The sequence below is a fragment of the Micromonospora sp. NPDC005291 genome (assembly GCF_040607415.1).
GTDB lineage: Bacteria > Actinomycetota > Actinomycetes > Mycobacteriales > Micromonosporaceae > Micromonospora.
Genome location: NZ_JBEXGR010000036.1, coordinates 15,351 through 38,982, shown reverse-complemented (window position 1 = coordinate 38,982; position 23,632 = coordinate 15,351). Strand labels below are relative to the sequence as shown.

Below are 23,632 nucleotides of genomic sequence, written 5' to 3'. Positions count from 1 at the left end.
TTCCCGGCAGCGGGATGGCTCCTCCCGGCAGTATGGCGCCCGCCGGTGGCGGGCTGGCACCTCCCGGCCCACCCCCCGCATCGTCGATCAAGGAGTTGTGGTGGGTGACAAAGCGACCGCCAGGCAACCAAACGGGCACCACGACTCCATGATCGACGAGGGCTGGCGCCGCACCCTGCGCGATCCGTCAGGGGGTTGGTACGGCGGGGGTGGGGGTTCGGGAGGCTGCGTGTAGGCGGAGGACGCCGGCGGTGGTTGCGCCGGCGCCCGTTATCAGCACCAGCGCGATCATGATCCGGGCGTACTCGGCGGGCCAGGGCACCGGGACGATGGACCGGGCGAACACCGCGGCGTTCGTCGCACCGGCGAAGAGCGCCAGGCAGGCCCCGGCCAGCGCTACCACGAAGTCGGCGGCCGGGCTGCGGGCCAGCGCGTACCAACCGGCGGCGATCGCGCCGAGGCCGGTGAGCAGCGACCAGATCTGCCCGGACAGCAGTCCGATTACCACCCCGCCCACGCCCTGGGCGCCGGCGTCCAGCTCCCGCCCCACCGGGTACACCACGGCGACCGCGCCGCCGACGACCAGCAGCGCACCGACCGCGGACAGCGCGCGGCTGCCGGCCGGTGAGGCTGCGGCGACCAGGCCGAGCGCGCCCACCGCGAGCAGCCCCACGATGGTCACCGCCCACCAGGTGTACGCGTCCGGCGGCGGCACCCAGTCCAGCGTGCCGCCGATCACCACCGGGTCGGCGCCGTCGCGCAGCGGGACCGTCCAGTCCCGGACCCGGTGCTCGCGGTCGGGTGCGGCGCGTACCGCCGCCGGTGGTGCCGACTCCTGCCACAGCGCGCGCTGGTCGTGCCAGCGCGCGGTGGTCCCGTCGGCGATCTTCCGCCAGGACGGCGGGGCGGCCGGGTCGGCTTCGGCCGGGAGCGCGGTGTCCCCGGCGATGGTGCGGTTCAGGTACGTGGCGGGGGAGTGGCTGTTCTCGAACACCCCGTCCGGGCCGACGCGCAGGTACGGCTCACCCGAGTAGCCGATCACCTCGATGGCGCGGCCGGTGCGGTTGGTCAGCTCCAGTCGGGCGCCCGCCTCGACGACGCGTACCTCCAGCCCTGGCCGCGCCGGTGCCACCCCGGTGGTCCGGGTGCGGTAGTCGGTGCCGTCGGGTGCGTCCGCGCCGTGCGCGGCTGCGGGTGCCGTCGTGAGCAGGGTGGCCGCGCAGGCCGCGGTGGCGACCAGGCCGGCACGGGCCAGCAGGGTACGGATCACTTGCCGGCCGCCGCCACGGCTGCGGTGAGACCGTCCGGGGTGGGGTTGGCGACCGGCTGACCGTTGACCAGGATGGTCGGCGTGCCGGTGACGTTGCTCCGGCTGGCCTCTTCGGTGACGTGCCCGGTCCACGTCTTGTACGTGTTGTCCCTGACGCAGCCGCCGAACGAGCCCTGATCGAGGCCCACGCCGACGCCGATGTCGATCAGCTCGTCGTCGGTGAGCCCCGCGCTGCCCTCCGGCGGCTGCTTGTCGAAGAGCGCCTTGGCGTACTCGCGGAACTTGCCCCCGGCCGCGGCGCAGCCGGAGGCGGCCGAGGATCGGGTGGAGTATTCGGTGGTGGAGAAGCGGTTGAGGTACGCCACCGGGTGGTAGACCACCTTCGCCTTGTTCTCGGCCACCAACTGCTCCAGAGTCGCCCCGCTGGTCTGCTCGAACTGCTTGCAGGCCGGGCAGAGGAAATCCTCGTAGACGTCGACGGTGACCGGCCCGCCGCCGGTGACGATGCCGGTGCCGTCCGCGTTGGCGCCGGGCGGGGTGGTGAAGTCGTCCGAGCGCTGGCTGGACCAGACACCCCAGCCGATCAGGCCGGCGATGACCAGCACGGCGACGGCGGCGGCGGAGACCCAGATCGTGCGCCGACGCCGCCGCTCGCGGGCGAGCTGCTCGCGGACCACCCGGGCGGCGTCCCGCTGCCCCTTGCGACTACTCATCCTCGTCCTCCACAGCGGGTTCAGCGGACAGCCACCCGTCCACCGACACGGGCGTACGCGGCCAGATCAGTAGAAAACCGGCCAGTACCAAGAATCCCAGGTCGCGAAGGATCTCCGGGAGGTAACTGGGGGCCTGCCCCTCGGCGAGCTGCCCGCCGCTGCCGAAGCAGCCACAGTCGATGGCCAGCCCGCGCGCCCAGGCCGAGGCGATCCCCACGATGAAGACCACCAGCAGCGCGGCGGAGACCACCGCGCTGAGCCGGGTGGCCAGCCCGAGCAGCAGCAGCACGCCCAGCGCCAGCTCGACGAAGGGCAGGGCTGCGCCGATCACGGTCGCGACGTCGTACGGCATCACCTGGTACGCGTTGACGGCCCGCCCGGAGGCGGCGAGGTCGCCGACCTTCGACGCGCCGGCGACGAGCCAGACGGCGGCGAGGCCGAGTCGGGCCGCGATACCGAGCCAGGGCCGGACGACAGGCCAGCGGCCAGCCCGGGTGGAAGGTGCAGTCACGCTCATTTGTCGTCCCGTCTCCGCCGGAAGTTCCGCGTTCAGCCGGTCAGGGCGTCGCCGACCGCCTCGACCAGCTGGTCGCGGGCCCGGGCGACCCGGGAACGGATGGTGCCCACCGGTACCCCTTCGACGGCGGCGGCCTCGGCGTACGACAGGCCGAGCAGTTGGGTGAGCACGAACGCGGCGCGTCGCTCGGCGCTGAGCCGGCGGACCAGATCAGTGGCGCCGAGCTGGCCGGCCGGGTCCGGGTGCGGGTGGTCGGTGTACGCGTTCGCTGCCAGGCGCTCGTCGAGCCGGCGGCGGCGGATCACCGTGCGCAGGTGGTCGGCGCAGGCCCGCCGGGCGATGCCGAGCAGCCAGGTGCGGGCGCTGGAGCGACCCTCGAACGCGGGCAGGGCCCGAAACGCCCGCAGGTACGTCTCCTGGGTCAGGTCGTCGGCGCTGTCCGGGTCGACCAGGGCGGCGGCGAACCGCCAGACCTCGACCTGGGTCAGCCGGACGAACGCCGCCTGGGCGGTCGGGTCACCGTCGCGCGCGGTCAGCGCCCACTCGGTGGCCGGGTCCCGGGCGACATCGCCGGGCGGCTCTGCCGGACCGGCGGCACCGGTGTCACGCGGGACGGGGATCACGACAACCGAGGTTACGCGGCACCAGGCAGAGCGTCAGGGTCCTTCGGCCCTTGGATGGTCTGCGCCACGTCGGGAACTTTTCCCCGCCCCGAGCCGACTACCCGGTCATGACGTGCGACCACGGCCGCGATCACCCGCCTCGGGTCGCCGAAAGTGACACTCGTCGGCGACCATGGCCGGCATGACTGTCGCCCCCCGCCGCTGGATCGCCCGGCTGGCTGCCGCCGCCGGCCTTCTGGTCACCGTCGTCGCCCTGTTGATCGCGCCAGCTACCCCGGCCAGCGCCCACGCGGTGCTTCAGAGCAGCAGCCCGGCCGCTTCCGCGGTGGTCTCGACCGGGCCGTCCGAGGTGGTCCTCACGTTCAGCGAGTCGGTCCGCAAGGTCCCGGGCAAGATCAGGGTCATCGCGCCGGACGGCTCCCGGGCCGACCGGGGCGAGCCGTCGTTCGACGGCGGTGTCGTGACCATTCCGGTGGATCCGGGCGGTGAGCGTGGCACCTACCTGGTCAGCTTCCGAGTGATCTCCGCCGACAGCCACCCGGTCTCCGGGGCGTTCACCTACTCGGTCGGCGCGCCGTCGACGCCACCCGTCGACACCGGCGCGGACAGCCGCGCCAACCCGGTGGTGGGTACGGCCGTGAAGGTGGCCCGCTTCCTCGGCTACGCCGGCCTGGTGCTGTTGGTCGGGCCGGCGCTGGTGCTCGCCGCGCTCTGGCCACGACGGCTCTCCCGGCGGGGGCCGACCCGGCTGGCCTGGACCGGCCTCGGCCTGGTGGCCGTCGCCACCCTCGCCGACCTGTGGTTGCAGGTGCCCTACACGGCTGGCGGTGGTCTCTTCGACGTGACCGGCGAGGGGTTCGGCAGCGTGTTCGGCAGCGCCTTCGGGGCCGCCCACCTGGTCCGGCTCGGCCTGCTGGCGGCCTCCGCCTTCCTGCTCCGGCCGCTGCTGGCCCGGCCGGCCAGCCGCACCGACGCGATCATTCTGGCCGTGCTCGGCGGCGCTGCCCTGCTGACCTGGCCGCTGGCCGGGCACCCGGCGGCCTCCCCGGCGCCGGCGGTCTCCGTGGTGGTCGACGCGGTCCACCTGGGCAGCATGGCGGTCTGGCTGGGCGGTCTGCTGATGCTCGCCGGCTTCCTGCTGCGCCAGGCCGACGAGCGGGAGTTGGGCGCGATCCTGCCGATCTGGTCGCGCTGGGCGGCGCTCGCCGTCTCGGCGCTGTTGTTGGCCGGCACCGTCCAGGCGCTGATCGAGGTGGCCACCCCGCAGGCGCTGTTCAACACCACGTACGGGCGACTGCTGCTGGCCAAGATCGGGCTGTTCGCGATCGTGATCGCCGTGGCCGCGTACTCCCGGCAGTTGGTACGTCGTCGCATCGCGGCGCAGCGCCCGGCGCCGGTACGCCGGGCGGTCTGGGTGGAGCTTGCCGTGACCGTGGTGGTGCTGGGCCTGTCCGCCACGCTCGTGCAGACCACGCCTGCCCGGACCGCGGTGGCCGGGCCGGCCGGCACCGAGGCCGGGCTCTTCTCGACCACCCTGTCCAGCCCGCTCTACTCCCTCCGGGTCGAGCTGAGCCCGGCCGAGCGGGGCAACAACTCGGTGCACCTGTACGCGTACGGCAAGGACAACAACCTGCCGCTTCCGGTGGTGGAGTGGCGGGCGACCGCCGCGCTGCCCTCGGCCGGGATCGAGCCGATCGAGGTCCCGTTGCTGCCACTGACGGACAACCACGCCTACGGCGACATCAGCCTGCCGGCCGCCGGCGACTGGCAACTGAAGATCACCGCCCGAACGACCGATATCGACCAGGCCACGGTGACCGCCACCGTGCCCATCCGTTAGAGAGGCTCGCGAAACCCATGACCCGACTCCGGCGTACCGCAACCGCCGCTGCCGCCCTGACGTTCACCGCCGCCGCCACCGCTGTGCTCGGCTTCGCCGGACCGGCGTCCGCCCACGTCACGGTGAACCCGAAGGAGGCGACCCAGGGCGGCTACGCCCGGGTGGCGTTCCGGGTGCCCAACGAGAGCGACAGCGCGTCGACCACCAAGGTAGAGGTGGTGCTGCCGGAGAACGCGCCGGTCGGCTCGGTGTCGACCATGCCGGTGGCCGGCTGGACGGTGGCCGTGGAGAAGCGCAAGGTGGACCCGCCGATCGAGGTGCACGGCAGCCCGATCACCGAGGCGGTGGCCAAGCTGACCTGGACGGCCGCCGGCAACGCGGGGATCAAGCCGGGCGAGTTCCAGGAGTTCCCCGTCTCGATGGGGCCACTGCCGCAGGTCGACTCGATGGTCTTCAAGACCCTGCAGACCTACTCGGACGGCAACATCTCGCGCTGGATCGACCCGCCGGCGCCGGGTGCCGAGGAGCCGGAGAACCCAGCTCCGGTGCTCACCCTCGCCGCAGCGGCGGCACCGTCTGCCTCGGCCGGGCCGACCGCTGGGGCCGTGGCGACGAACGACGATGACGACGATGACGGCGAGGGCAACGGACTCGCGGTCGGCCTCGGCGTGGCCGGTCTCGTCGCCGGTCTGGCCGGCCTGGTGCTGGGCGGCCTGGCGTTCGCGCGGACCCGCCGGGAGCCGGTCGCCAAGTCCTGACCCCGCCACACACGCTGGCCCGCCGGATTCTCCGGCGGGCCAGCGCGCTTTCCGGAGTCGAAATCGACCGTGCCGTGGATATCCCCTGATCAGACGGTGTACGTCGGTAAGGTCGGCCGGGTATCTGGCTACGGAGGGGGACGGTGCGAATGCGTTTCGTGCGGGCGATCGCCGGACTGCTGCTGTTGGTCGTAGGGATTCCGGCGTTGTTCGCCGGTGGCGCGCTGTGGCTGGTGACCCGACACGCCGACCCCGATGGGGGCTTCGCCGCCCGCTTCGAGACGGTCCGCACGCCCGGTCACGCGGTCGTGGTCACCGATCTCGACCGGTTGCTGCGGCGGGAGGCGCCCTTCGCGCGTACCGCGCAGACCCAGCTGCGATTGGACGCCCGCACCCCGGACGGCCCGGCCTTCGTCGGGCTGGCGCCCAGCGCAGAGGTGCGCCGCTGGCTGGCGCCGGTGCCGCACGCCGCGGTCCGCCGGGTGGCGCTGGCCCAGGGTCCGCTGCCGGTCCGGCTGGACCCGGCCGGTCCTGCTGCCGGTGCCTCGGCCGATCCGGCCGTCGGCAGCCCGGCCGTCGCTGTGCCGGTCAGCCCGCTGGGCCAGCCGTTCTGGGTACGCGAGGGGATCGGCTCGCTGGAGTGGAGTGCGGACGACCTGGCCGGCGAGCCCATGAGCCTGGTGGTGATGCGCCCGGACGGCGGCCCCGACCTGGCCCTGGACCTGCGCGCCGAGCTGCGGGCGGGGTGGGCCGGCCCGGCGACCTGGGGTCTGCTGGCCGTCGGCGTCCTGCTGGTGGTGTGCGCGGTGCTGTTCCTGTTGCGACCGCTTCGCCCGCGCGAGGTGATCTTCGTGGTCGAGCCGGATCAGGTGCCGGTGCTCGCCGGCCGGCTCGGGGTCACCTCGCTCAGTGGCCTGAGTGCCCGGGATCCCGATTCGACCCCGCCGTTACCGGCTGTGCGGCAGCTCACCGCGGTCGGCTCGGCTGCGGGGGAGCGGCCCCGGTCGGCGATCGGTGCCGAACCGGCCCGGCCGGCCACCCTCGCCGACCTCGACGAGCCGGTCCGGTTGCCCCGTCCACCGGAGGTGACGCTGAGTCTCGCGTGGCCGCCCGCCGGTGCGGAGGTTACGGCCCGGCCGGTGGCGGTGGACGAGACGTAGAGCGGCCCCCCGCGCTGCCGACGCGGAGGGCCACCCTCACCGGGGGATCGGTGCTACCCGAGCGACGCTTGAGGTAGATGAGGCCAGATTAGCGCCGATGGCGGCTACTGGGGAGGTCTGTCCATTTGGTGCGATTTTTCCTCAGGGTGGCCCGAGTTTTCCTCAGGGCGGCGCGAGCGCACCGGCAGGGCCACCAGCAGCAGCAGGCTGAGCAGCACGTAGCCGTTCTGCAGGAAGAAGTCCACCGGGTCACGGGTGCGGACCGGCTCCGTACCCCAGTCCTGGAACGTCACCACGCCGTAGATGATCAAAGCGGCGGTGCCCAGCGCGAGCGCGGCCAACCACCGACGTCGGCGTACCTCGTCCGGGCGGTCGGCACTCAACGCCGCGTCCGCGAGCAGCACCACCGCCGGCACGAACCAGTAGATGTGGTGGGTCCAGGTGATCGGGCTGACCAGGGACCCCACCAACCCCGTCAACGTCAGCCCCGTCAGCGCGTCACCGGCCCGAGCCGCGCGGGCAGCCCGCCACAGCCCGTAGACGGCGACCACGGCAACCACCAGCAGCCAGATCAGTCGGTCCGGTTTCTCCGGTGCGGTGAACCGGCTGAGCAGGCCGAACAGCGACTGGTTGCCGACGTAGTCGGTGCGCCCCACCCGGTCGTTGTCCCACAACTCCTGGATCCAGAACCGCCACGAGTCACTCGGGGCGATGGCCGCCGCCAGCAGGGTCGCCGCCGCCGCGGTCGCGCTCGCCACTGCCGCCGCCCGCCACCGCCGGGTGGCCAGCAGGTACACGATGAAGATGCCGGGGAAGAGCTTGAGCGCCGTCGCCAGCCCCACACCCACCCCGGCCCAGCGTCGCGCCTGCGGCACGGCGAACAGCAGGTCGGCCAGGATCAACACGACCAGCAGCATGTTGATCTGGCCGAAGGTGATCGTCTCGCGGGTGCTCTCCACCGCCAGCACCAGCAGCACGGCGGCGGTCAGGGTGAACGTTCGCGGCAGGTGGTGTCGGGCGATGACCGGCGTCACGAGCCACCGGGTCGTCAGCACCACGGCCAGGACGGTGAGCACCGTGAAGATCGTCACGGTGGCATTGAGCTTCAGCAGGCCGAACGGCCACAGCAACAGCGCGCTGAAGGGCGGGTACGTGAAGTACAGCTCGCCCTGCACCCGGTCAGGTTGGACGTAGTCGTAGAGCGGGTGGCCGACGCGCCACCAGTCCACCGCGGACATGTAGATCTTGAGGTCGAGGAATTTGTGGTTCAGGCCGGGCAGGTAGAGCGCTGGCAGCACGGCGAGGAGGGCCACCACCGCGACCAGGCGACGGACCGTACGGCCGCCGGGATCGTCGTCCGTGACGGCGGGCGGTGCTACGGGTTCTGCTGGCACCCCGAAACCCTAGCGGTCTGGTCAGTCGAGAGCACGCAGCCGCGAGGCGTGGGCTGCGCGTAGGCTGTCCCGGTGGCTGATCTCCTTGTCTGGATCGACTGTGAAATGACCGGGTTGGACCTTGGCAGGGACAAACTGATCGAGGTTGCGGCACTGGTCACCGATCCCGACCTCAATGTGCTGGGTGACGGGGTCGACGTGGTGATCCACGCCGACGAGGCGGCACTGGAGGGGATGCCGGAGATCGTCCAGACGATGCACGCCAAGTCCGGCCTCACCGAAGAGGTCCGCCGCTCAGCCGTGACCCTCGCCGAGGCCGAAGACCTGGTCCTGGAGTACGTCCGGACCTTCGTCAAGGATCCGCGTACGGCACCGCTGTGCGGCAACTCGATCGCCACCGACCGGGGCTTCATCGCCCGGGACATGCCCCGCCTCGACGCGCACCTGCACTACCGGATGATCGACGTCTCGTCGATCAAGGAGCTCAGCCGTCGCTGGTACCCGCGCGTGTACTTCGGTCAGCCGCCGAAGGGCCTCGCGCACCGGGCGCTGGCCGACATCCGGGAGAGCATCCGGGAACTGGAGTACTACCGACGCACCGTCTTCGTCCCGCTGCCCGGCCCGGACGTCGAGACCGCCAAGGCGATCGCCGCCGAACTCTGACCCGGTAGGTCACCGGGGAGCAGGCAACCCGCTGGACGCGGTACGCCGCAGTGTGGCTATTATTGGTCCGCACCCCGCCCGGGGCGATAGACCGGGCGACGGCGGCATGGTGGCTGTAGCTCAGTTGGCAGAGCACCGGGTTGTGGTCCCGGTTGTCGGGGGTTCAATTCCCCTCAGTCACCCAGTTTGCTTCAAGACTCAGGCCCCCTCTCACGAGGGGGCCTGAGTCGTTTTAAGGCGAGTCAGGGGCGGCACGCGAAAGCCCCCTCCGTGGAGGGGGCTTTCGTCGAGTGGCTCAGGCGGTGGGCGTGGGTGACGGTGTGACGGCGCCGTCGGGGGGTGGCGAGGTGTCCGGGTTGACGGGCGGCTCGAACGGCAGGGCGCTGCCCTTGACGTAGTCGTCCCAGCTCATGTTCCAGTCGGTCCAGCCGTTGCCGTTCTGCAGCTTGCGCTCGGTGCCCTTGACCGTGATCGGGTCGCCGACCTGAGTGTTCTTGAACAGCCAGTCACCGTTGGCCATCGACACGTTCACGCAGCCGTGCGAGACGTTCACGCTGCCCTGCTGTCCCTCGGACCAGGGCGCCGCGTGGATGAACTCCCCGCCCCAGGTGAGCCGCTGGGCAAAGTCGATCTTGGTGCGGTAGCCCTCCTCCGGGCCCAACTCCTCCATCGTGTCGAAGACCGTCTTGCGGAGCTTCTCGATCACCACCATGGTGCCGCTGGACGACGGGGTGGTCTTCTTGCCCAGGCTCACCGGGATGGTCTTGATCACAGCACCGTTGCGGGTCACGGTCATCCGCTTGGTCTTGTTGTCCACCGTCATGATCACCGATGGACCGATCTTGATGTCCACGCTGAGGTCGGCGCGGCCGTACCAGCCGTTGCCCATCGGCAGGCCGCCGGCCTGCACCCGGTAGGAGACCTTGCTGTCGGCCTTCCAGAACTCCTTCGGCCGGTACCGGATCTCGGTGGGGCTGACCCAGTGCCAGATGCCCGCCTGGGCCGGTGTCGAGGTCACCGTCATTCGGCGCTGCACGTCGTCGCGGTAGTCCTCCGGGATGCCCCGGCTGAACTTCACGATCAGCGGCATCCCGACCCCGACCACCTGGTTGTCCCCGAGGAAGCTGGTCACCCGTACCTGATTGCCCGGCTTGGCCATGGTGGTGAAGGTGCTGGTCGCGGTGGCCGGACGGTCGTCGTCGCCGGTGGCGGTCACGGTCGCCGTGTAGCTCGTGCCGTACGCCAGCGCGCCGGCCGGCAGCCACGTCTTGCCATCCGCGGCGAGGGTGCCCTCGACCGCCTTGCCGGCCGCGTCCTTGAGCTCGACGGCGGTCTCCACAGCGTCCTTCGTGGTGAAGGTGATGCCGGTCGACGCCGGCACGTCCTTGGCGTCGGCCGCCGGCTCGCTGATGGTCGCCGCAGCCTTCGGCGCTGGGCTCTCGCCGCCGCCATGCCACGAGGACGGCTTGCCGCCGTCGCCGTCGGTGCAGGCGGAAGTGAAGGCCAGCGCCACGGCGAGGAGCCCCGCCGCGAACACGCGGCGTCGCCCAGCGGGCCGGATCAGCTGGTCCTGGCTAGCTCGCATGATTCCCTCACAGTCGTGGTCGCTGCCCCATCGTCTCCTACTGACGCGCCAGAGCCAGCCCCGGTTGCCGAGGGTGAACCGAAACACGCCGACCAGCATGCCGGAATCTTGCTACTATCCGGCGTTTCGTGAGCCTGGCTCGTCTCCGTACCGGGACTGAAGGGTCGCCGCGGCGTCGTCGCATCGCGGGGAGTGCAAGGATACGCGCCGGCCCGACCATCGGTAGGGCCGGCGCGAGGAACGAAGGCTCAGAGCGACGGGCCGGCCCCACCACTGGGCACCGGCAGAGCGCTGCCCTTGATGAACGCCGACCAGCTCAGGCTCCACGCCGTCCAACCGTTGCCGGCGGCGAGCTTGCGCTCGGTGCCCTTCACCGTGATCGGGTCACCGATCCGCGTCTTGTCGAACAGCCACCGGGCGTTCGCCGTGGACACGTTCACGCAGCCGTGCGAGACGTTCCGCCGCCCCTGCACGTGCTCCGACCAGGGTGCGGCGTGGATGTACTCACCACCCCAGGTGAGCCGCTGGGCGAACTCGATGTCGGTGACGTAGCGGTTGGCCGGGTTCGGGTCGTCGCGAGTGTCGAAGACCGTGGCCTCCTTCTTCTCCATCACGACCATCGTGCCGCTGGATGACGGCGTGCTCTTCGCGCCGAGGCTCACCGGGATGGTGCGCACCAGCGCGCCGTTCTCGTACACGGTCATCTTCTTGTTGGCGTTGTCGACCTTCATCACGAACGACCGGCCGATCTTGGCGGTGGCCTTGCGGTCGACGTCGCCGTAACGGCCGTTGCTCAGCGGCATCCCCGCCAGGGCGATCCGCACGGTGATGGTCGTGCCCGGCTGCCAGTACTCCGGCGCCCGGTAGTAGGCCTGCGTGCCGTTGTCGACCCAGTGCCACGCCCCCGGCTGCGGCGGGTCGGTGCGGACGAACATCCGCTTCTGCACGGCGGCCCGGTCCTTCTTCGGGATGCCCGGGTGGAACTCGGTGACCACCGGCATGGCCACCCCGTAGCTCTTGTCGTCGAAGAGGTACAGGCCCGACCCGATCGTCGACTTCGGCTTGGCCATCGTGGTGAAGCTGCTGGTGCCCTGGCTGCTGGTGCCGTCGGCTGCGTTCGCCGTCACCGTGGCGGTATAGCGGGTGCCGTACTTCAGTGGAGCCGACGGCACCCAGGCGGAGCCGTCGGTGCGTAGCTTGCCCTCTACCGCGCCCCCGCCGTCAGCAGCCAGGGTCACCGCGGACACCTTCCCGCCGTCCGGGAGCTTCGCGCTGATCTCCGTGCTCACCGGCCTGCTCTTCGTGCCGTCGGCCGGGCTCAGCGTGAGCGCCGGCCCGCTCGGCGGGCTTGGTGTCGCGGGTGCGGGCGAGTCGGGCCCGGCGCTCACGTCCGACGGCGCCCCGCCAACGAATTCCGGGTTCTTCTTCTCGTCGCCGCACCCGGTCAGTGCCAGCGACGCCACCAGGGTCAGAGCGCCCACCACCGCCCCGGCTCGCGTGAACCGTGCCATCCCCACCTCTGTTCTCGCGTACCTGGCGGACATCGTGCCGCATCGCCGCCGCAACCCATGCCCCCTTCTTCAGCGCGCTGGTCGGTTTGTAGCTTTTTGCCCGCAAAGCTCGACCGAAGGGGGGAGTCGGGCAACCGGATTGGAGCCCAGCTTCCCGGGGTGCTAATCTTCTCCCCGTTGCCGAACGAGCGCCGCTAGCTCAACTGGCAGAGCAGCGGACTCTTAATCCGCGGGTTCGGGGTTCGAGTCCCTGGCGGCGCACCAACAATCAAGGCTCTGGCCAGGTGGGTAACCACCAGGCCAGAGCCTTTTTCGTGTACGGGTGGGGCGGTCGCTCGGTGGGTGCTCGAAGGCCGTTGAACCTCGCCGGCGTCGGATGGACGCGGTCCGTCCTCGTGGACGCCCGAGGCCAGGTCACCGGCCGACGAGGCCAGCGCCAGGAAGCTCAGGGACCGGTCAGCCACCGTCGAAATCGGTCGCGATATCGCTCAACGCGATCCGGTTCGGCTGGCCGGTCTTGGTGATGAGGCTGGAGACATGCCGCTCCACCGTGCGCGGTGACAGGTGTAGTCGCTCGGCGATTTCGCGGTTGCTCAGCCGGCCGGTGAGCAGCCGCAGCACCTCCCACTCGCGTACCGTCACGCCCGCTGCCCGCAGCTCAGGTGGGATCTCTGCGGCGCCGCGCCGACGTTGGGTGACCCGCGCGCCCGCTTGGCGCAGCAGCGTGCGACACGCCCCGGCGACCGGCGTGACCTTCGCCTGGTGGAAGTAGTCCTCGGCGGCACGCAGCCACTCCACAGGGGTGCCCCAGCCATCGGCGAGCGCCGACTCCGCGACCAGCCGCAGGGCGAGGTGCCGCCCCATCGCGTACAGCGCGCCGACCTTCATGGCCTCGGCCACGGTGGCGGTCGCGGCGTCGTGCTGACCCTCGCGGCCAAGCAGGACCGCCCGGGCGAAGAGCGCGAACTGCCGGTCCCACCGTAGCTGGCTCGCCGGTGTGCCGACGATCGCTTCGTACGCCGGAAAGCTGACCTCGCCGGCCATCGCCCGCAACAGCAACTGGAGGCCGAGCCGTCCACCCAGGTGGAACACGGTCGGGTTCGTCTCCTCCGCCCGTACCGCCAGGGACAGCTCGTCCAGCGCCCGCGGGCGGTCCTCCTCCAGCAGCGCGCAGAACGTGCCGGCCAGCCCGTAGACCCGCTGCGTGTGCAGGCTCTCGTCACCGCCCCAGCGCCGGAACTCGGCGAGCGCGTCCTGCATCGCCACCCGCCGGCCCTGGTGGGCGGCGAGCACCGCGCTGAGCAGCAGCACGTACTGGGTGGTCTCCATCAGCTTCAGGCGGGTCGCCGCGGTGAGGACCTGGTCGATCAGGTCCTGTGCGGCCGGGTACTCGCCGCGCATGATCAGGTGCAGCGCGATGCTCGCCTCGGCCTGCTGGCGGGCAGTCACCGCCCCGGCCCGCAGCGCTCGTTCTCGGGCCTGTTCCAGCCGGTCCAGTGTGCCGTGCAGCAACGCGTCGTCGTTGCCGAGCCGGATCAGCGCGTGGACCTCCCAGATCGGCAGGCCGTGCTCGGCGGCGATGGACCGGGCCTGCTCCAGGCAGCGGGTGGCCTCGGCCGGGTCGCGATGCCGGATGAGCGCACCGAGCAACTGCCAGGCCTGACAGGCCACCACCGGCAGCGGCACCGCGGCGCCGACCGTGGCGGCCCGGCGGGCCAGGGCCTCGGCGACCTCCATCTGGTCCCGGCCCGGCGTGTCCAAGGCCAGGTGTGCGGCGACGACGTCGATCGGGGCTTCGTCCTCCGCCGCGGGGTGCGGGCCGAGCAGCTCACGGGCGATCTTCACCTGGGCCAGCGCGTCGGTCAGCTCCCCGGCCAACACCGCGGTCCAGGCCAGCCGGGTGTGCAGCCTGGCCTGCCGTCGAGGGGGGAGACCGGCCACCTGGTCCGGACTGTTGACCAGCTCCAGTGCCCGCCGGACCAGGCCAGCCTCGCCGAGGGCCTGCAGGAGTGTCTCCAGGGTGTCGGCGCGGGCCTCGGCCGGCCCGTCGGCCTGGAGCTCCCAGGCCCGGTCGAGTAGGGCGACGGCCGAGGTGGCGGCACCCTGCGCGAGGGCCCTCCGGCCGGCTTCGGCAAAGAGTCGGCCGGCCAACAGGGCGTCGCCGGTCTCGACGCGCAGAGTGGCGGAGATCTGGCACCACTCACCCGGCAACTCCGGGTGGACCTTCGCGACGGCGTCGGCGACGGTGTGGGCCAACTCCCGCCGGTCGGCCGGCTCGACCAGGGCGAGCAGCGACTCGCGGGTGACACGGTGCCGGAAGGTGTACCAGTCGGTCAACTGGTCGTCCGGTGCCACCAGTTGGGCAACGATGTCGCCGTGCAGATGGTTGAACAGGTCGCGGTCGCTGAGCCCTGTCGCCGACTGCACCACGGCCACCGAGAAGCGTTGCCCGATCAGGGCGCCGCAGGACAGCAGCTCGCGGGCCTGCGGGCTCAGCTTCTCGATCCGGTGCGCCATGCTTCTGGCGAAGGCGGCGGGCAGCGTGGCGGGCGCCTGTGGACTGACGAGCCACCCTTGTGGACCGTGCCGGAGCAATCCGTTCTCCACCATCGCCGCGAGGATCTCCTCGATGAGGAACGGGTTGCCGCCGCTGCCGCCCCAGAGCAACTCGGCCGCGGCCGTGGGCAGCTCATCCGCCGCCACGCCGAGGCAAGCCCCGGCCATGGCGCGCAGGTCCTCAGGCCCGAGACCGCCCAACTCGATCACGGTGCACCGGCCGCGGCGGGCCGCGGCCCGAGCGACCTCCAGCGCCGGGGAGTCGTCCGCCCGGAGGACGCCGACCAGCAGGGTGGGCTGCTGGTCGAGGTTGTCGATCAGATATTCGACCACCATGAGCGTCTCGGCGTCGGCGTCCTGGAGGTCGTCCAGGACCATCAGGCACCCGCGGTCCTGGCCGGCGAGACCGGTCAGCCGGAGCACCGCCTCGGCCAGGATCACCACCGATCCGGTCTCCTGGTCGGCGAGGGGGGTGCCCCAGTCGGGCACCAACCGGCCGAGGATCGGCCCGTACGGGCCGAGCGCCGTGACGTCCACCGTGGCCGAACGGAGCAGGGAGAGCACCGCCTCGGTGAGCGGGCGCAGCGGCACTCCGGTGCCGAGTGCGCTGGCCCGCCCCCGCAGCAGACTCATTTCGGCGGTGTAGGCGGACTCGGCGGCCGCCGCGGCGAGCCGCGACTTGCCGACGCCTGCCTCTCCGACGATGAAGACCGCGCCCCCGCGCCCGACGCGAGCAGCCTCGATCATGCCGATCAGCGCATCGAATTCCGCATCTCGGCCGACCAGGACGCGTGATCGTTGCACGGCGGCAACGTTAGCGAGGCGGTCCATCGATAACCAGGGTCAGCCGGTAGGCGCACCGAGCCCGACGAGATTATCGTCCGACCGGCCTGATCGCGGCGCTGACCGGGCGGTCTCCGCCCAGGGTCACAGAGCGAAGGTGGGGCAGCAGGTGGTGAGCGGGGCGGCGGCGACGACGTCTCCGGCGTCGCCAGCGACCAGGTGTCCAACCAGGAGACCTACCGGGATGGCCAGACCGGCCAGGGCCGCCGTACGCAGGCCGAAGGCCACCATCGGGCTGACCTTCGGCTCTCCGGCGGGGTGCGGGTCCTCGACGTGGGCGGTGTCGACGTGGGCGGTGTCGACGAGGTCGGCGGTGAGCTGGTGAGACATCATTCTTCTTCTCTCCTCGGGGTGAAGGGGTTGGTGAGCGACAGCCAGCCGGGTCCGGTTGGCTGCGGGGTGGGTTCCAGGAGCAACGCGGACGGAATCCGTGCGGCCAGGGCGGAGCGCAGCAGTCCGTAGCCGATGCCGGCGAGGCCGGTCAGCAGCCCCGGTGTGAGCACTCCGTCGGGTGTGCCGCAGTAGCGCGTCTGCCATTGAAGGGAGTTGAGGAGCAGGGTGGTCCGCTGCCGTAGCGCGGCGGCTGCCGCAGGGCCGGCCGGCCCCTCGGCCAGCACAGTCAGCGCCTCGCCGACGCCGGACTCGCCGTGGCAGAGACTCAGGTCGCGGGACAGCGGCCGGTCGGCCAAGCGCCGGACGAGGTGAGCCGGCGCGTCCGGGTCCGCGGTGGGGGAGGTGCCCGCGTCGTGCTGGCCGGCGAGGGCGAGGGCCAGGCCGGCGGTGCCGGCACACCACCCGGACGAGTTGGTCGGGGTCTGCCGGGCGTGCCGTAGAGCTTTCCGTGCCGCGTCCGCGTGCTGCGGGGAACCGCCACCGACGTTGACGAATCGGTGCAGGGCGTACGCGATGCCGGCCGTGCCATCGGCGAAGCCAGCGGGACTGGCGGGGTGATCGAACGCGGTCGTACCGGCCAGCTGGTCGGCGCAGGTCCGGGCCAGCGCCGCCGCCCGATCGAGACCCAGCTCGGCGTGGATCGAGGTCATCGCGGCCAGGCAGCCGGCCTTGCCGGTGGCCCAGTCGTCGGTGGCGGGACCGGCAACCGCGACCTCGGCGAGTTCGACCGCCGTGTCGACCCACCGACCGATCTCCGGGTCGTCGAGCAGCACGGCCAGCCGAGCCAGCCCGTAGGCCAGTCCGCCGAGGCCGTGCAGCCCGCCACAGCCGATCGCCGTGACCAGCTCGGGTCGATCCGAGAGCAGGCGCAGTAGCCCCGGCGTCGCGTCGACCGCCCGACGGGCCACGTCGCCGTAGCGGGCCACGCCGCTGATCTGAGCGAGCTGGCCGAGGAAGAGCGCCACGCCGAGGTACCCGTTGGCCAGGCCGGCGCCCATCGGGAGCAGCAGCCACTGCCGGTCGTCGACCAGTTCCAGGCCGAGCCAGTTCACCCGGTCCCGGCCCGGTGCGCCACGGGCGACGATCTGGTCGGCGATCGCACAGGCTGCCGAGACCAGCCGTTCGGGTGGGGCGGCCGTGCCGTGCGACGGTCCTGGCATCGGCGCCGCGTCGCCATGCGCGCCGACCCGCCGGCGGGTGGCCAGGCTGGCCGTGATGACCCACTCCTGGTCCTGCCGGTCGGCCTCGCCGAGCCCGGCGATCCGGTCCAGTGCGGCGTCGACGCCACTGCGGTACAGCGGCACCGCGGTCGGCTCCCCGTCGGCTGCCAGGCGGGGACTGTCGGCCCGGGCGTGGAAGTACGGTATGTCACCGCGCCACAGGGCCACGATCTCGTGGCGCGCGAACACCGGGTCGCCGGGCAGTGTGGTCCGGCCGCAGAGCTGCCCGAGGAAGCGGTCCCGGTCCAGACCGTCGCGCAGCAGGCTCGGGTGGGTGGCCTCGTCGAGCAGCGTCCGGTAGGCCCAGGTGGGCCGCACGACGAGTCGCACCGTCATGGCCGACGACGCCCTGACCAGCTGGGCGAAGTCCCCGCGGTGCGCCTCGATCGCTTCGTAGCCGAGCCGGAAACCCTCCAGCATCGCCGCCTCGTGGTCCTCCGGATCGATCACCCGGTCGCCGAGCCGGGGCCGGTTCGAGGCACCGTCGAAGGTGGACGCGCGACGTACCAGGCACATCTGGTCAGTGCCCGGCTCCGCCCAGTCGATCCGACTGACCGGGCTCTGCCGGCCCTCGTCACCGCCGGCGCCGGACAGGTCCATGATGCCCTGCTCACCGACGACGATCAGCGGCAGCAACGCGGTTCGGTGCACCGAGGCGGCGAGCAGGTCGGCGGCTGGATCGCCGCTGTGGGTTGCGGGCCGCCAACTGGGGCTGAACAACGTCTCGACGTCGATGGCCACGGGGTCATTGCCGCTGGCGATCACGTTCTCGTAGTGCAGATCGGTGGTGTTGAGCGCGTGGGCGAGCGCCAGCAGCGCGCCCTGCCGTCGATAGAAGCGGTCCGCGCCGTCCGGGTCGGCCAGCGGTGCCGCGATCACGAACTCGGTCCAGCCGTACTCCGGGCGGACCAGGCAGGCGGCTGTCCGCATGCCGACGGTGGGCGCCATCCGATTCATCCAGCCGACGAAGGCCGCCAGCCGGTCGTCGTGGGTGAGATCCCGGGGCTTGTAGACCAACCGCCGGCCGTCGGCGAACTGGACCACGGTGGTGGACCGGCCGGCCCGGTGCGGGTCACCCCGCCCGTTGTCGACGGCGACCAGTGGGCCGGGGTCGACGCCGCCCAGGAGGTTGTCGACCAGGCAGTCCCGGTCGGCGGTGTACCGGGCGAGCAGCTCCAGCATCGCGTCGGTGGCGTGGGCGGTGGCCTGCCCGAGCAGCCGGGCCAGGACCGGAAGATCGGTGAACAGCGCAGCCAGCCCTGCCGGGGTGGCAAGCTGGCGGACGAATTCGACGAATCGGGCGCGACTGTCGGCACCCTGGAGGAGGCCGGCGGTCCTGCGGCGGTGCAGCTCCTCGACGAAGGTACGGGCGGCCAACGCGGCCAGTTGCCGTTCCAGGGTGGCCCCCAACGCGGCATCCAGCGCGCCCACGTCGACCTGGGCGTCGGTCACCGCGCCGGCGTCCCGGCGGAAGCGAGCCCTCGCCTGGTCGACCAACGGGCGCAACGGCAGGGCGAACGCCGTCCTCCAGTCCGCTGGGACCGGCACCGACGGGGGCGGTGCGGCGGCGCGCACCGCGGACTCGATCAGGACCGCCCAGGGCGGCGGGTCGACCCGCGCGGCGAGGTGCCCGTCCTCCTCGGCGAGGAACGTGAGCAAACGGTCCTCGTCGACGCCCAGCTCGCCCAGCCGGACGTCCAGCTCCGGGCCGCGGTCGGCCCGCCACAGATCCAGCCGCCGCCGCGCGTGCCCGAGCCGCCCGGTGTCCACCGGGTCGGTGCCGCCGCCGACGGTCACCCGCTCGTGCAGCGCCAGGCCCCGCGCCCACCAGCTCCGGCGGAGTCGGGGCGACTCGGCCGGAGCGAGGCTGGGTGGGCCGTCGGCGTCCGTGGTGTTCATCGAATTGAGGGTGCCAAGCGGCGGCGGGTAACTCATGCGTGGGATCCACCCAAATTCTTGTCGACCTGGCTGGTCGCCGCAGTTCGCGCACTTTCCGGTGCTGCCCGGACGACAGTCGGTGATGACCGCCCGGAGGGTGGGACCGGGCGCCGGTGTCGGTGGTGTGGCGACATCACGCGGGTGCGGACGACGGAACTTGGGTGCCCGGCACAGATGCGTCGACGCGCGACGGTGGTCGACTCTCCGACTGTTCGATGGGCTGACCCGATCGGAGCGACTGTGGAGTTTCGCGTACTGGGGCCGGTGAGCGCCTGGCGCGACGGCGGTGAGGTCCCGCTGGACGGCGCCAAGCAGCGCACCGTCCTGGCCGTCCTGTTGCTCGCCCGAGGGCGAATAGTCTCCGACACGCGTCTCTGCCAGCTGCTGTGGGACGAAAACCCGCCGGCGACATTCGCCGCCCAGCTCTACAACTACGTCTCCCGCCTGCGGAAATATCTCGGCGACGAGGTGGAGATCGTCCGGCAGTGGTCCGGGTACCTGCTGCGGACGGGGGACAGCCGACTCGACCTCGACGAGTTCGAGCGGCTGGCCGGACTGGGTCGGGACGCACTGCGCTCCGGCCGGCACGAGGAGGCCGCGCGGGACCTGCACGAGGCGCTGGCGCTGTGGAGCGGAGCGACGCTCAGCAACGTCACCGACTACCTCATCGAGGCGGAGTCGCCCCGGATGGCCGAGGTGCGGATGGCGGTGCTGGAGGATCGCATCACGGCCGACCTGATGCTGGGCCGGCAGGCCGACCTGGTGGTGGAGTTGGGCGATCTGGTCGCCGCGCAGCCGCTGCACGAGCAACTGCGCAGCCACCTGATGACGGCGCTGCTGCGATGTGACCGCCAGGCCGACGCGCTGGCCGTCTACCACCAGGGTCGGCGGGTGCTCGCCGACGAGTTGGGCGCCGATCCGGGCCCGGCCCTGGCCGAGGCGTACCAGACGGTGCTGGCCGGCCCCGGGATGCCCGACGTCGCGGTCGCACCGCGGGCCGGATCGGGCTGGCGCGATGTCCGACCGGCGATGCTGCCGCCCGGGGCGCAGGACTTCTGCGGCCGGGAGCAGGAGCTGCGGGAGCTGGCCGGGCTGCTCGCCGAGACGTCGCCGTCCGCTCCGCAGGGGACGCTGCTGACCGGGATGGCCGGCGTCGGCAAGTCGGCGCTGGCGCTGCGGGCCGCGCACCTGTACCGCAGCGAGTTCCCGGACGGGCAGCTCTACGCCGACCTCGGCGGCACCCGGTGCAACGCCACCGACCCGGGCGACGTGCTGGGCTGGTTCCTCCGGAGCCTCGGCAATGCCGAGGAGGCCATTCCGAGGCGTCTCGACGAACGTGAGTGCCTCTACCGCAGCCAGTTGGCTGGCCGCCGGGTCCTGGTGGTGCTCGACAACTCTGCCAACTATCCGCAGGTCCGCCCGCTGTTGCCCGGTGATCCGTCCTGCCGGGTGATCCTGACCTGTCGTGGCCGCCTCTCCGAGTTGCCCGGTGTCACCCGCGTCGAGGTGGGCATCCTCGATCCGGCACAGGCGTTGGAGCTGTTCGCCACGATCGTCGGCTTGCCGCGGGTGGCCGCCGAGCCCGGTGCCGCACACCGGATCGTGCAGTTGTGCGGGCGGCTCTCGATCGGCATCCGGGTGGCCGCGGCCCGGCTCATCGCTCGGCCGCACTGGTCACTGCGCTACCTCGCGCAGCGGCTGGCCGACGAACGGTTCCGTCTCAACGAACTACGGCTGGGGACGCTGGACGTGCGGGCCCGCATCGAGGGCAGCTACCAGGAGCTGGAGGTCGAGAGTCAGGTCGCGCTGCGCCGGCTGGCACTGCTGAACACGGCCGACTTCCCGATCGGGGCCGCCGCCCGGGTGCTCGGCGTGAGGCCCCGGGTGGGGGAGGAGGTGGCCGAGAGTCTGGTCGACGCCCGGCTGCTGGAGATCGCGGGCTCGGACGGCGGGCGGCGGCAGCGACACCGCTTCCACGACCTGGTGCGGGTCTTCGCGCGGGAGAAGGCCGACCCGGTGGACCACCGCGTGGTGACCGCCCGTTCGGCGTTGTCGGCATAGCCGCGCCTGCGGATCCCCGGCGTTTCCGCCGTGCTCCCGGCGTATGGAGAAGATATAGCTGGTGCCAGCACGGTCAGTGAGTGACCATCCTGATCCCGCCCGAGTGCGCGACCAGCGCGCGGATCGACCTCGACCACGCCAGCGGGGACGAGATCGTCGGTCGAGTTCGGCCCGACCGGGACGACCCGGTCTTCGCCGGGCACTATCCCGGCTTCCCCCTGCTGCCCGGTGTCTACATCGTCGAGTACGTGCACCGCGCCGTCCTCGCGGCGATGCCGTCGGAGATCCTCGCCGAGCTGGTGTCCTGCCGGTTCCTCCGAACGATCGATCTCGACGACGAGCTGGTCATCACCATCCGGCGCGACGGCGGGCTACGCCGGGGCACGGTCGCCGTGTCCGGCGTACCGGCCGCCGAGGTGGTGTTGCGTTATCAGGAAGGAAACCCTTGATGCTCGACCGCGACGACATTCGACGGCTCATCCCGCACCGACCGCCGATGCTCCTGGTCGACCGAGTCAGCGAACTGGTACCCCGGAGCCGGCTGGTGGGCAGTTACACGGTGACCGGGACCCGACCGCTGCCTGCCGTGCTGCTGTTGGAGTCGTGGGGCCAGGCCGCGCTGGTGCTGATCAGGCACGACCGGCCGATGCCCGACGTGCTGACCGACGGAGTGCCGATCGCGGGTGCCTTCGAGGGGATCCGCTTCGGACGGCCGGTGCGTCCGGGTGAGACGGTCGAGCACCGGGTTGAGCTGATCCGGCTGATCGCCGACACGGGTTTCGTCCGGGGCGAGAGCGTGGTCGGCACCGAGGTGGTCATGCAGGTCGGTCGCCTGGTCGGCGCGGTGCGCCCGGCGGCTGTGCTTCGCCCCGCCGTCCTGGCCGGGGTCCCCGACGTCAAGGAGTCGACATGAGTGACATTCGACGACCGGTCGCCCTGGTCAGCGGCGGATCCCGAGGGATCGGCCGGGCCGTGGTCCGGCAGCTCGCCGCGGACGGGTACGACGTGGCTTTCTGCTATCAGAGCAACCGGGAGGCCGCCGAGAAGGTGGCCGCGGAGGTGCTGGAGACCGGTGCCCGGGTGCTGGCCCGGCAGGTGGACGTCGCCGATTCCGCGCAGGTGCGCGACTTCGTCACCGGGGTGGAGCGGGACCTGGGCGAGATCGCGGCCCTGGTGACCGTCGCCGGGATCATCCGTGACCGGCCGGTGGCGATGATGGCCGACGAGGACTGGCAGTCGGTGATCGACGTCAACCTCGGGGGTGTCTACAACGTGTGCCGGGCGGCGATCCGCCGGATGATGCGGCGTCGTGGTGGCGCCATCGTCACGGTGTCCTCGGTAGCCGGCATCACCGGCAGCCCGGGCCAGACCAACTACTCGGCCTCGAAGGCCGGCATCATCGGCTTCACGAAGGCGCTGTCGAAGGAGGTCGGCTCGTACGGGATCCGGGTCAACGCCGTGGCGCCGGGGTTCATCGAGACCGACATGCTGAACGACCTGCCTGCCGGGCTGGCCGTGGGCGTCGCCCAGCGGACCGCCCTCGGCCGGCTGGGCCAGGCGGAGGAGATCGCCCCCGTGGTGACGTTCCTGCTGTCGGAGCGGGCCTCCTACCTGACCGGGCAGGTCGTCACGGTTGACGGTGGTCTGACGTTCTGACCCGCTGTGCCGCGAGCCGGGTCCGCATGGCCTCCAGGCGGACCTGGCTCGCCTGCGTCCGGGCCCGGCGCGCCGTGATCCGGGAATAGGCCGTGCCGAGCAACCGGGTGAGCAGGTCGACCCGGCGGGCGTCCGCCCCGACGACGATCTTCACCCGGTTGCGTCGGACCCCGCGCAGGATGAGCCGTGCGGCCTGCTCGGCCGAGGTCGTCGCCTCCCGGGCGAACCGCTCCCGGATCCCGCCGTAGCCGAGCCCTTTCGCGGCCCGGGCGTTGCTGAAGATGTCGGTCCGCACCTTGCCCGGGTAGACGCAGCTGACCTTCACCGGCACGTCGCCGACCCGCATCTCCTGCAACACCGCCTCGGTGAAACCCCGGACGGCGAACTTGGCCGCGTTGTACGCGCTCTGCGCCGGAGCCGCGGTCAACCCGTACATGCTGGAGATGTTCACCAGGTGGCCCTGGGAGGCGACGAGTAGCGGCAGGAACGCCCGGGTGCCGTGCACCACGCCCCAGAAGTCGACGTCCAGCACCCACCGCATGTCGTCCCACTCGGCCTCGGTGATCGAGGCCAGCAGAGTCACCCCGGCGTTGTTGATCACCAGGTCGGCGCCGCCGAAGTCGGCGCGTACCTCCTTGGCGTGGGCCTGCACCGCCAGCCTGTCGGTGACGTCCAACCGGTAGGTGCGGACCTCGGCTCCCCGCTCGGCGCAGCTCGCCGCGGTCTGCGCCAGGCCCTCCTCCGCCGCGTCGGAGATGGCCAACCGGGCGCCCTGGGCGGCCAGCTCGACCGCCAGCGCCCGGCCGATGCCCGAACCGGCTCCGGTGACGACCGCGACCTTTGCTCGGAACTCCTCCATGCGCGCTCCCTTGGAATCGGCGTGCCCGCCTGCGGCGACACACTTCCGCCGTACGGTCCGGGGCCGGGCTAT

The 23,632-nt window shown here is 71.9% G+C and carries 18 protein-coding genes, 2 tRNA genes and 1 pseudogene; 10 read left to right on the top strand and 11 right to left on the bottom strand.

From position 1 onward, the window contains the following. Positions 1 to 187: 187 nt before the first annotated feature. From ABZT18_RS30465 to ABZT18_RS30450, 4 genes are read right to left on the bottom strand one after another with little or no spacing between them, the layout of a single operon-like run. Entirely contained in the window at positions 188 to 1,270 is a 1,083-nt protein-coding gene (locus tag ABZT18_RS30465; protein WP_354997800.1) for a hypothetical protein, read from the bottom strand. After that, positions 1,267 to 1,983, bottom strand: a complete 717-nt coding sequence (locus ABZT18_RS30460; protein WP_354997801.1) for a thioredoxin domain-containing protein — start codon at positions 1,981 to 1,983, stop codon at positions 1,267 to 1,269. The genes ABZT18_RS30465 and ABZT18_RS30460 overlap by 4 nt, the downstream gene beginning before the upstream one ends. Continuing rightward, a complete protein-coding gene (locus tag ABZT18_RS30455; RefSeq protein WP_354997802.1) occupies positions 1,976 to 2,500 on the bottom strand; it encodes a MauE/DoxX family redox-associated membrane protein in 525 nt (174 codons plus the stop codon). The genes ABZT18_RS30460 and ABZT18_RS30455 overlap by 8 nt, the downstream gene beginning before the upstream one ends. Positions 2,501 to 2,532: 32 nt before the next feature. Then, positions 2,533 to 3,123: a sigma-70 family RNA polymerase sigma factor gene (locus ABZT18_RS30450; protein ID WP_354997803.1), complete on the bottom strand. Its 591-nt coding sequence runs from the start codon at positions 3,121 to 3,123 to the stop codon at positions 2,533 to 2,535. Between the two features lie 172 nt (positions 3,124 to 3,295). Here ABZT18_RS30450 and ABZT18_RS30445 point away from each other — a divergent pair, with 172 nt between their 5' ends. From ABZT18_RS30445 to ABZT18_RS30435, 3 genes and pseudogenes are all read left to right on the top strand, one after another. Continuing rightward, the gene (locus tag ABZT18_RS30445) at positions 3,296 to 4,963 is read left to right on the top strand and encodes a copper resistance protein CopC (RefSeq protein WP_354997804.1); all 1,668 of its coding nucleotides are present in this window, start codon (positions 3,296 to 3,298) and stop codon (positions 4,961 to 4,963) included. Between the two features lie 17 nt (positions 4,964 to 4,980). Beyond that, on the top strand, positions 4,981 to 5,721 hold the full coding sequence (locus ABZT18_RS30440) for a YcnI family protein (protein WP_354997805.1): 741 nt from the start codon (positions 4,981 to 4,983) through the stop codon (positions 5,719 to 5,721). Positions 5,722 to 6,422: 701 nt separating this feature from the next. Continuing rightward, positions 6,423 to 6,725 (top strand): annotated as a pseudogene (locus tag ABZT18_RS30435) (hypothetical protein); the annotation flags it as partial. A gap of 260 nt (positions 6,726 to 6,985) precedes the next feature. Here the strand turns inward: ABZT18_RS30435 and ABZT18_RS30430 are convergent. Next, on the bottom strand, positions 6,986 to 8,275 hold the full coding sequence (locus tag ABZT18_RS30430) for a glycosyltransferase family 87 protein (RefSeq protein WP_354997806.1): 1,290 nt from the start codon (positions 8,273 to 8,275) through the stop codon (positions 6,986 to 6,988). 72 nt (positions 8,276 to 8,347) lie between these two features. Here ABZT18_RS30430 and orn point away from each other — a divergent pair, with 72 nt between their 5' ends. Together orn and ABZT18_RS30420 are read left to right on the top strand one after the other, a co-directional pair. Further along, entirely contained in the window at positions 8,348 to 8,938 is a 591-nt protein-coding gene (gene orn / locus ABZT18_RS30425; RefSeq protein ID WP_354997807.1) for an oligoribonuclease, read from the top strand. Positions 8,939 to 9,047: 109 nt separating this feature from the next. Then, a tRNA-His gene (locus ABZT18_RS30420) sits at positions 9,048 to 9,120 on the top strand. A 113-nt stretch (positions 9,121 to 9,233) separates the two neighbouring features. On the opposite strand, the gene ABZT18_RS30415 is transcribed toward ABZT18_RS30420, so the two are convergent. Next, the gene (locus ABZT18_RS30415; protein ID WP_354997824.1) at positions 9,234 to 10,523 is read right to left on the bottom strand and encodes an Ig-like domain-containing protein; all 1,290 of its coding nucleotides are present in this window, start codon (positions 10,521 to 10,523) and stop codon (positions 9,234 to 9,236) included. Positions 10,524 to 10,771: 248 nt separating this feature from the next. Beyond that, positions 10,772 to 12,034 carry an Ig-like domain-containing protein gene (locus ABZT18_RS30410; RefSeq protein WP_354997808.1) on the bottom strand — a complete coding sequence of 421 codons (1,263 nt, stop codon included), beginning with the start codon at positions 12,032 to 12,034 and terminating at the stop codon, positions 10,772 to 10,774. 188 nt (positions 12,035 to 12,222) lie between these two features. Between ABZT18_RS30410 and ABZT18_RS30405 the strand changes: the two genes are divergently transcribed. Then, a tRNA-Lys gene (locus ABZT18_RS30405) sits at positions 12,223 to 12,298 on the top strand. 192 nt (positions 12,299 to 12,490) lie between these two features. Here the strand turns inward: ABZT18_RS30405 and ABZT18_RS30400 are convergent. The 3 genes from ABZT18_RS30400 to ABZT18_RS30390 form a co-directional block, all read right to left on the bottom strand. Continuing rightward, positions 12,491 to 15,394 carry an AAA family ATPase gene (locus ABZT18_RS30400; RefSeq protein ID WP_354997809.1) on the bottom strand — a complete coding sequence of 968 codons (2,904 nt, stop codon included), beginning with the start codon at positions 15,392 to 15,394 and terminating at the stop codon, positions 12,491 to 12,493. A 123-nt stretch (positions 15,395 to 15,517) separates the two neighbouring features. After that, positions 15,518 to 15,766, bottom strand: coding sequence for a hypothetical protein (locus ABZT18_RS30395; protein ID WP_354997810.1), 249 nt, complete (start codon positions 15,764 to 15,766; stop codon positions 15,518 to 15,520). After that, the gene (locus ABZT18_RS30390; protein ID WP_354997811.1) at positions 15,763 to 18,945 is read right to left on the bottom strand and encodes a type 2 lanthipeptide synthetase LanM family protein; all 3,183 of its coding nucleotides are present in this window, start codon (positions 18,943 to 18,945) and stop codon (positions 15,763 to 15,765) included. Before ABZT18_RS30390 ends, ABZT18_RS30395 begins: the two co-directional genes overlap by 4 nt. Positions 18,946 to 19,224: 279 nt before the next feature. Here ABZT18_RS30390 and ABZT18_RS30385 point away from each other — a divergent pair, with 279 nt between their 5' ends. The 4 genes from ABZT18_RS30385 (at position 19,225) to fabG (ending at position 22,701) form a co-directional block, all read left to right on the top strand. Next, positions 19,225 to 21,045, top strand: a complete 1,821-nt coding sequence (locus ABZT18_RS30385) for a BTAD domain-containing putative transcriptional regulator (protein WP_354997812.1) — start codon at positions 19,225 to 19,227, stop codon at positions 21,043 to 21,045. 80 nt (positions 21,046 to 21,125) lie between these two features. Then, complete coding sequence (locus ABZT18_RS30380; RefSeq protein ID WP_354997813.1) at positions 21,126 to 21,494, top strand: hypothetical protein; 369 nt, start codon at positions 21,126 to 21,128, stop codon at positions 21,492 to 21,494. Then, a complete protein-coding gene (locus tag ABZT18_RS30375; RefSeq protein ID WP_354997814.1) occupies positions 21,494 to 21,958 on the top strand; it encodes a beta-hydroxyacyl-ACP dehydratase in 465 nt (154 codons plus the stop codon). The genes ABZT18_RS30380 and ABZT18_RS30375 overlap by 1 nt, the downstream gene beginning before the upstream one ends. Then, complete coding sequence (gene fabG / locus ABZT18_RS30370; protein WP_354997815.1) at positions 21,955 to 22,701, top strand: 3-oxoacyl-ACP reductase FabG; 747 nt, start codon at positions 21,955 to 21,957, stop codon at positions 22,699 to 22,701. Before ABZT18_RS30375 ends, fabG begins: the two co-directional genes overlap by 4 nt. Here fabG and ABZT18_RS30365 read toward each other — a convergent pair. Beyond that, the gene (locus tag ABZT18_RS30365; RefSeq protein WP_354997816.1) at positions 22,673 to 23,560 is read right to left on the bottom strand and encodes an SDR family NAD(P)-dependent oxidoreductase; all 888 of its coding nucleotides are present in this window, start codon (positions 23,558 to 23,560) and stop codon (positions 22,673 to 22,675) included. The genes fabG and ABZT18_RS30365 overlap by 29 nt on opposite strands. Positions 23,561 to 23,632 lie beyond the last annotated feature (72 nt).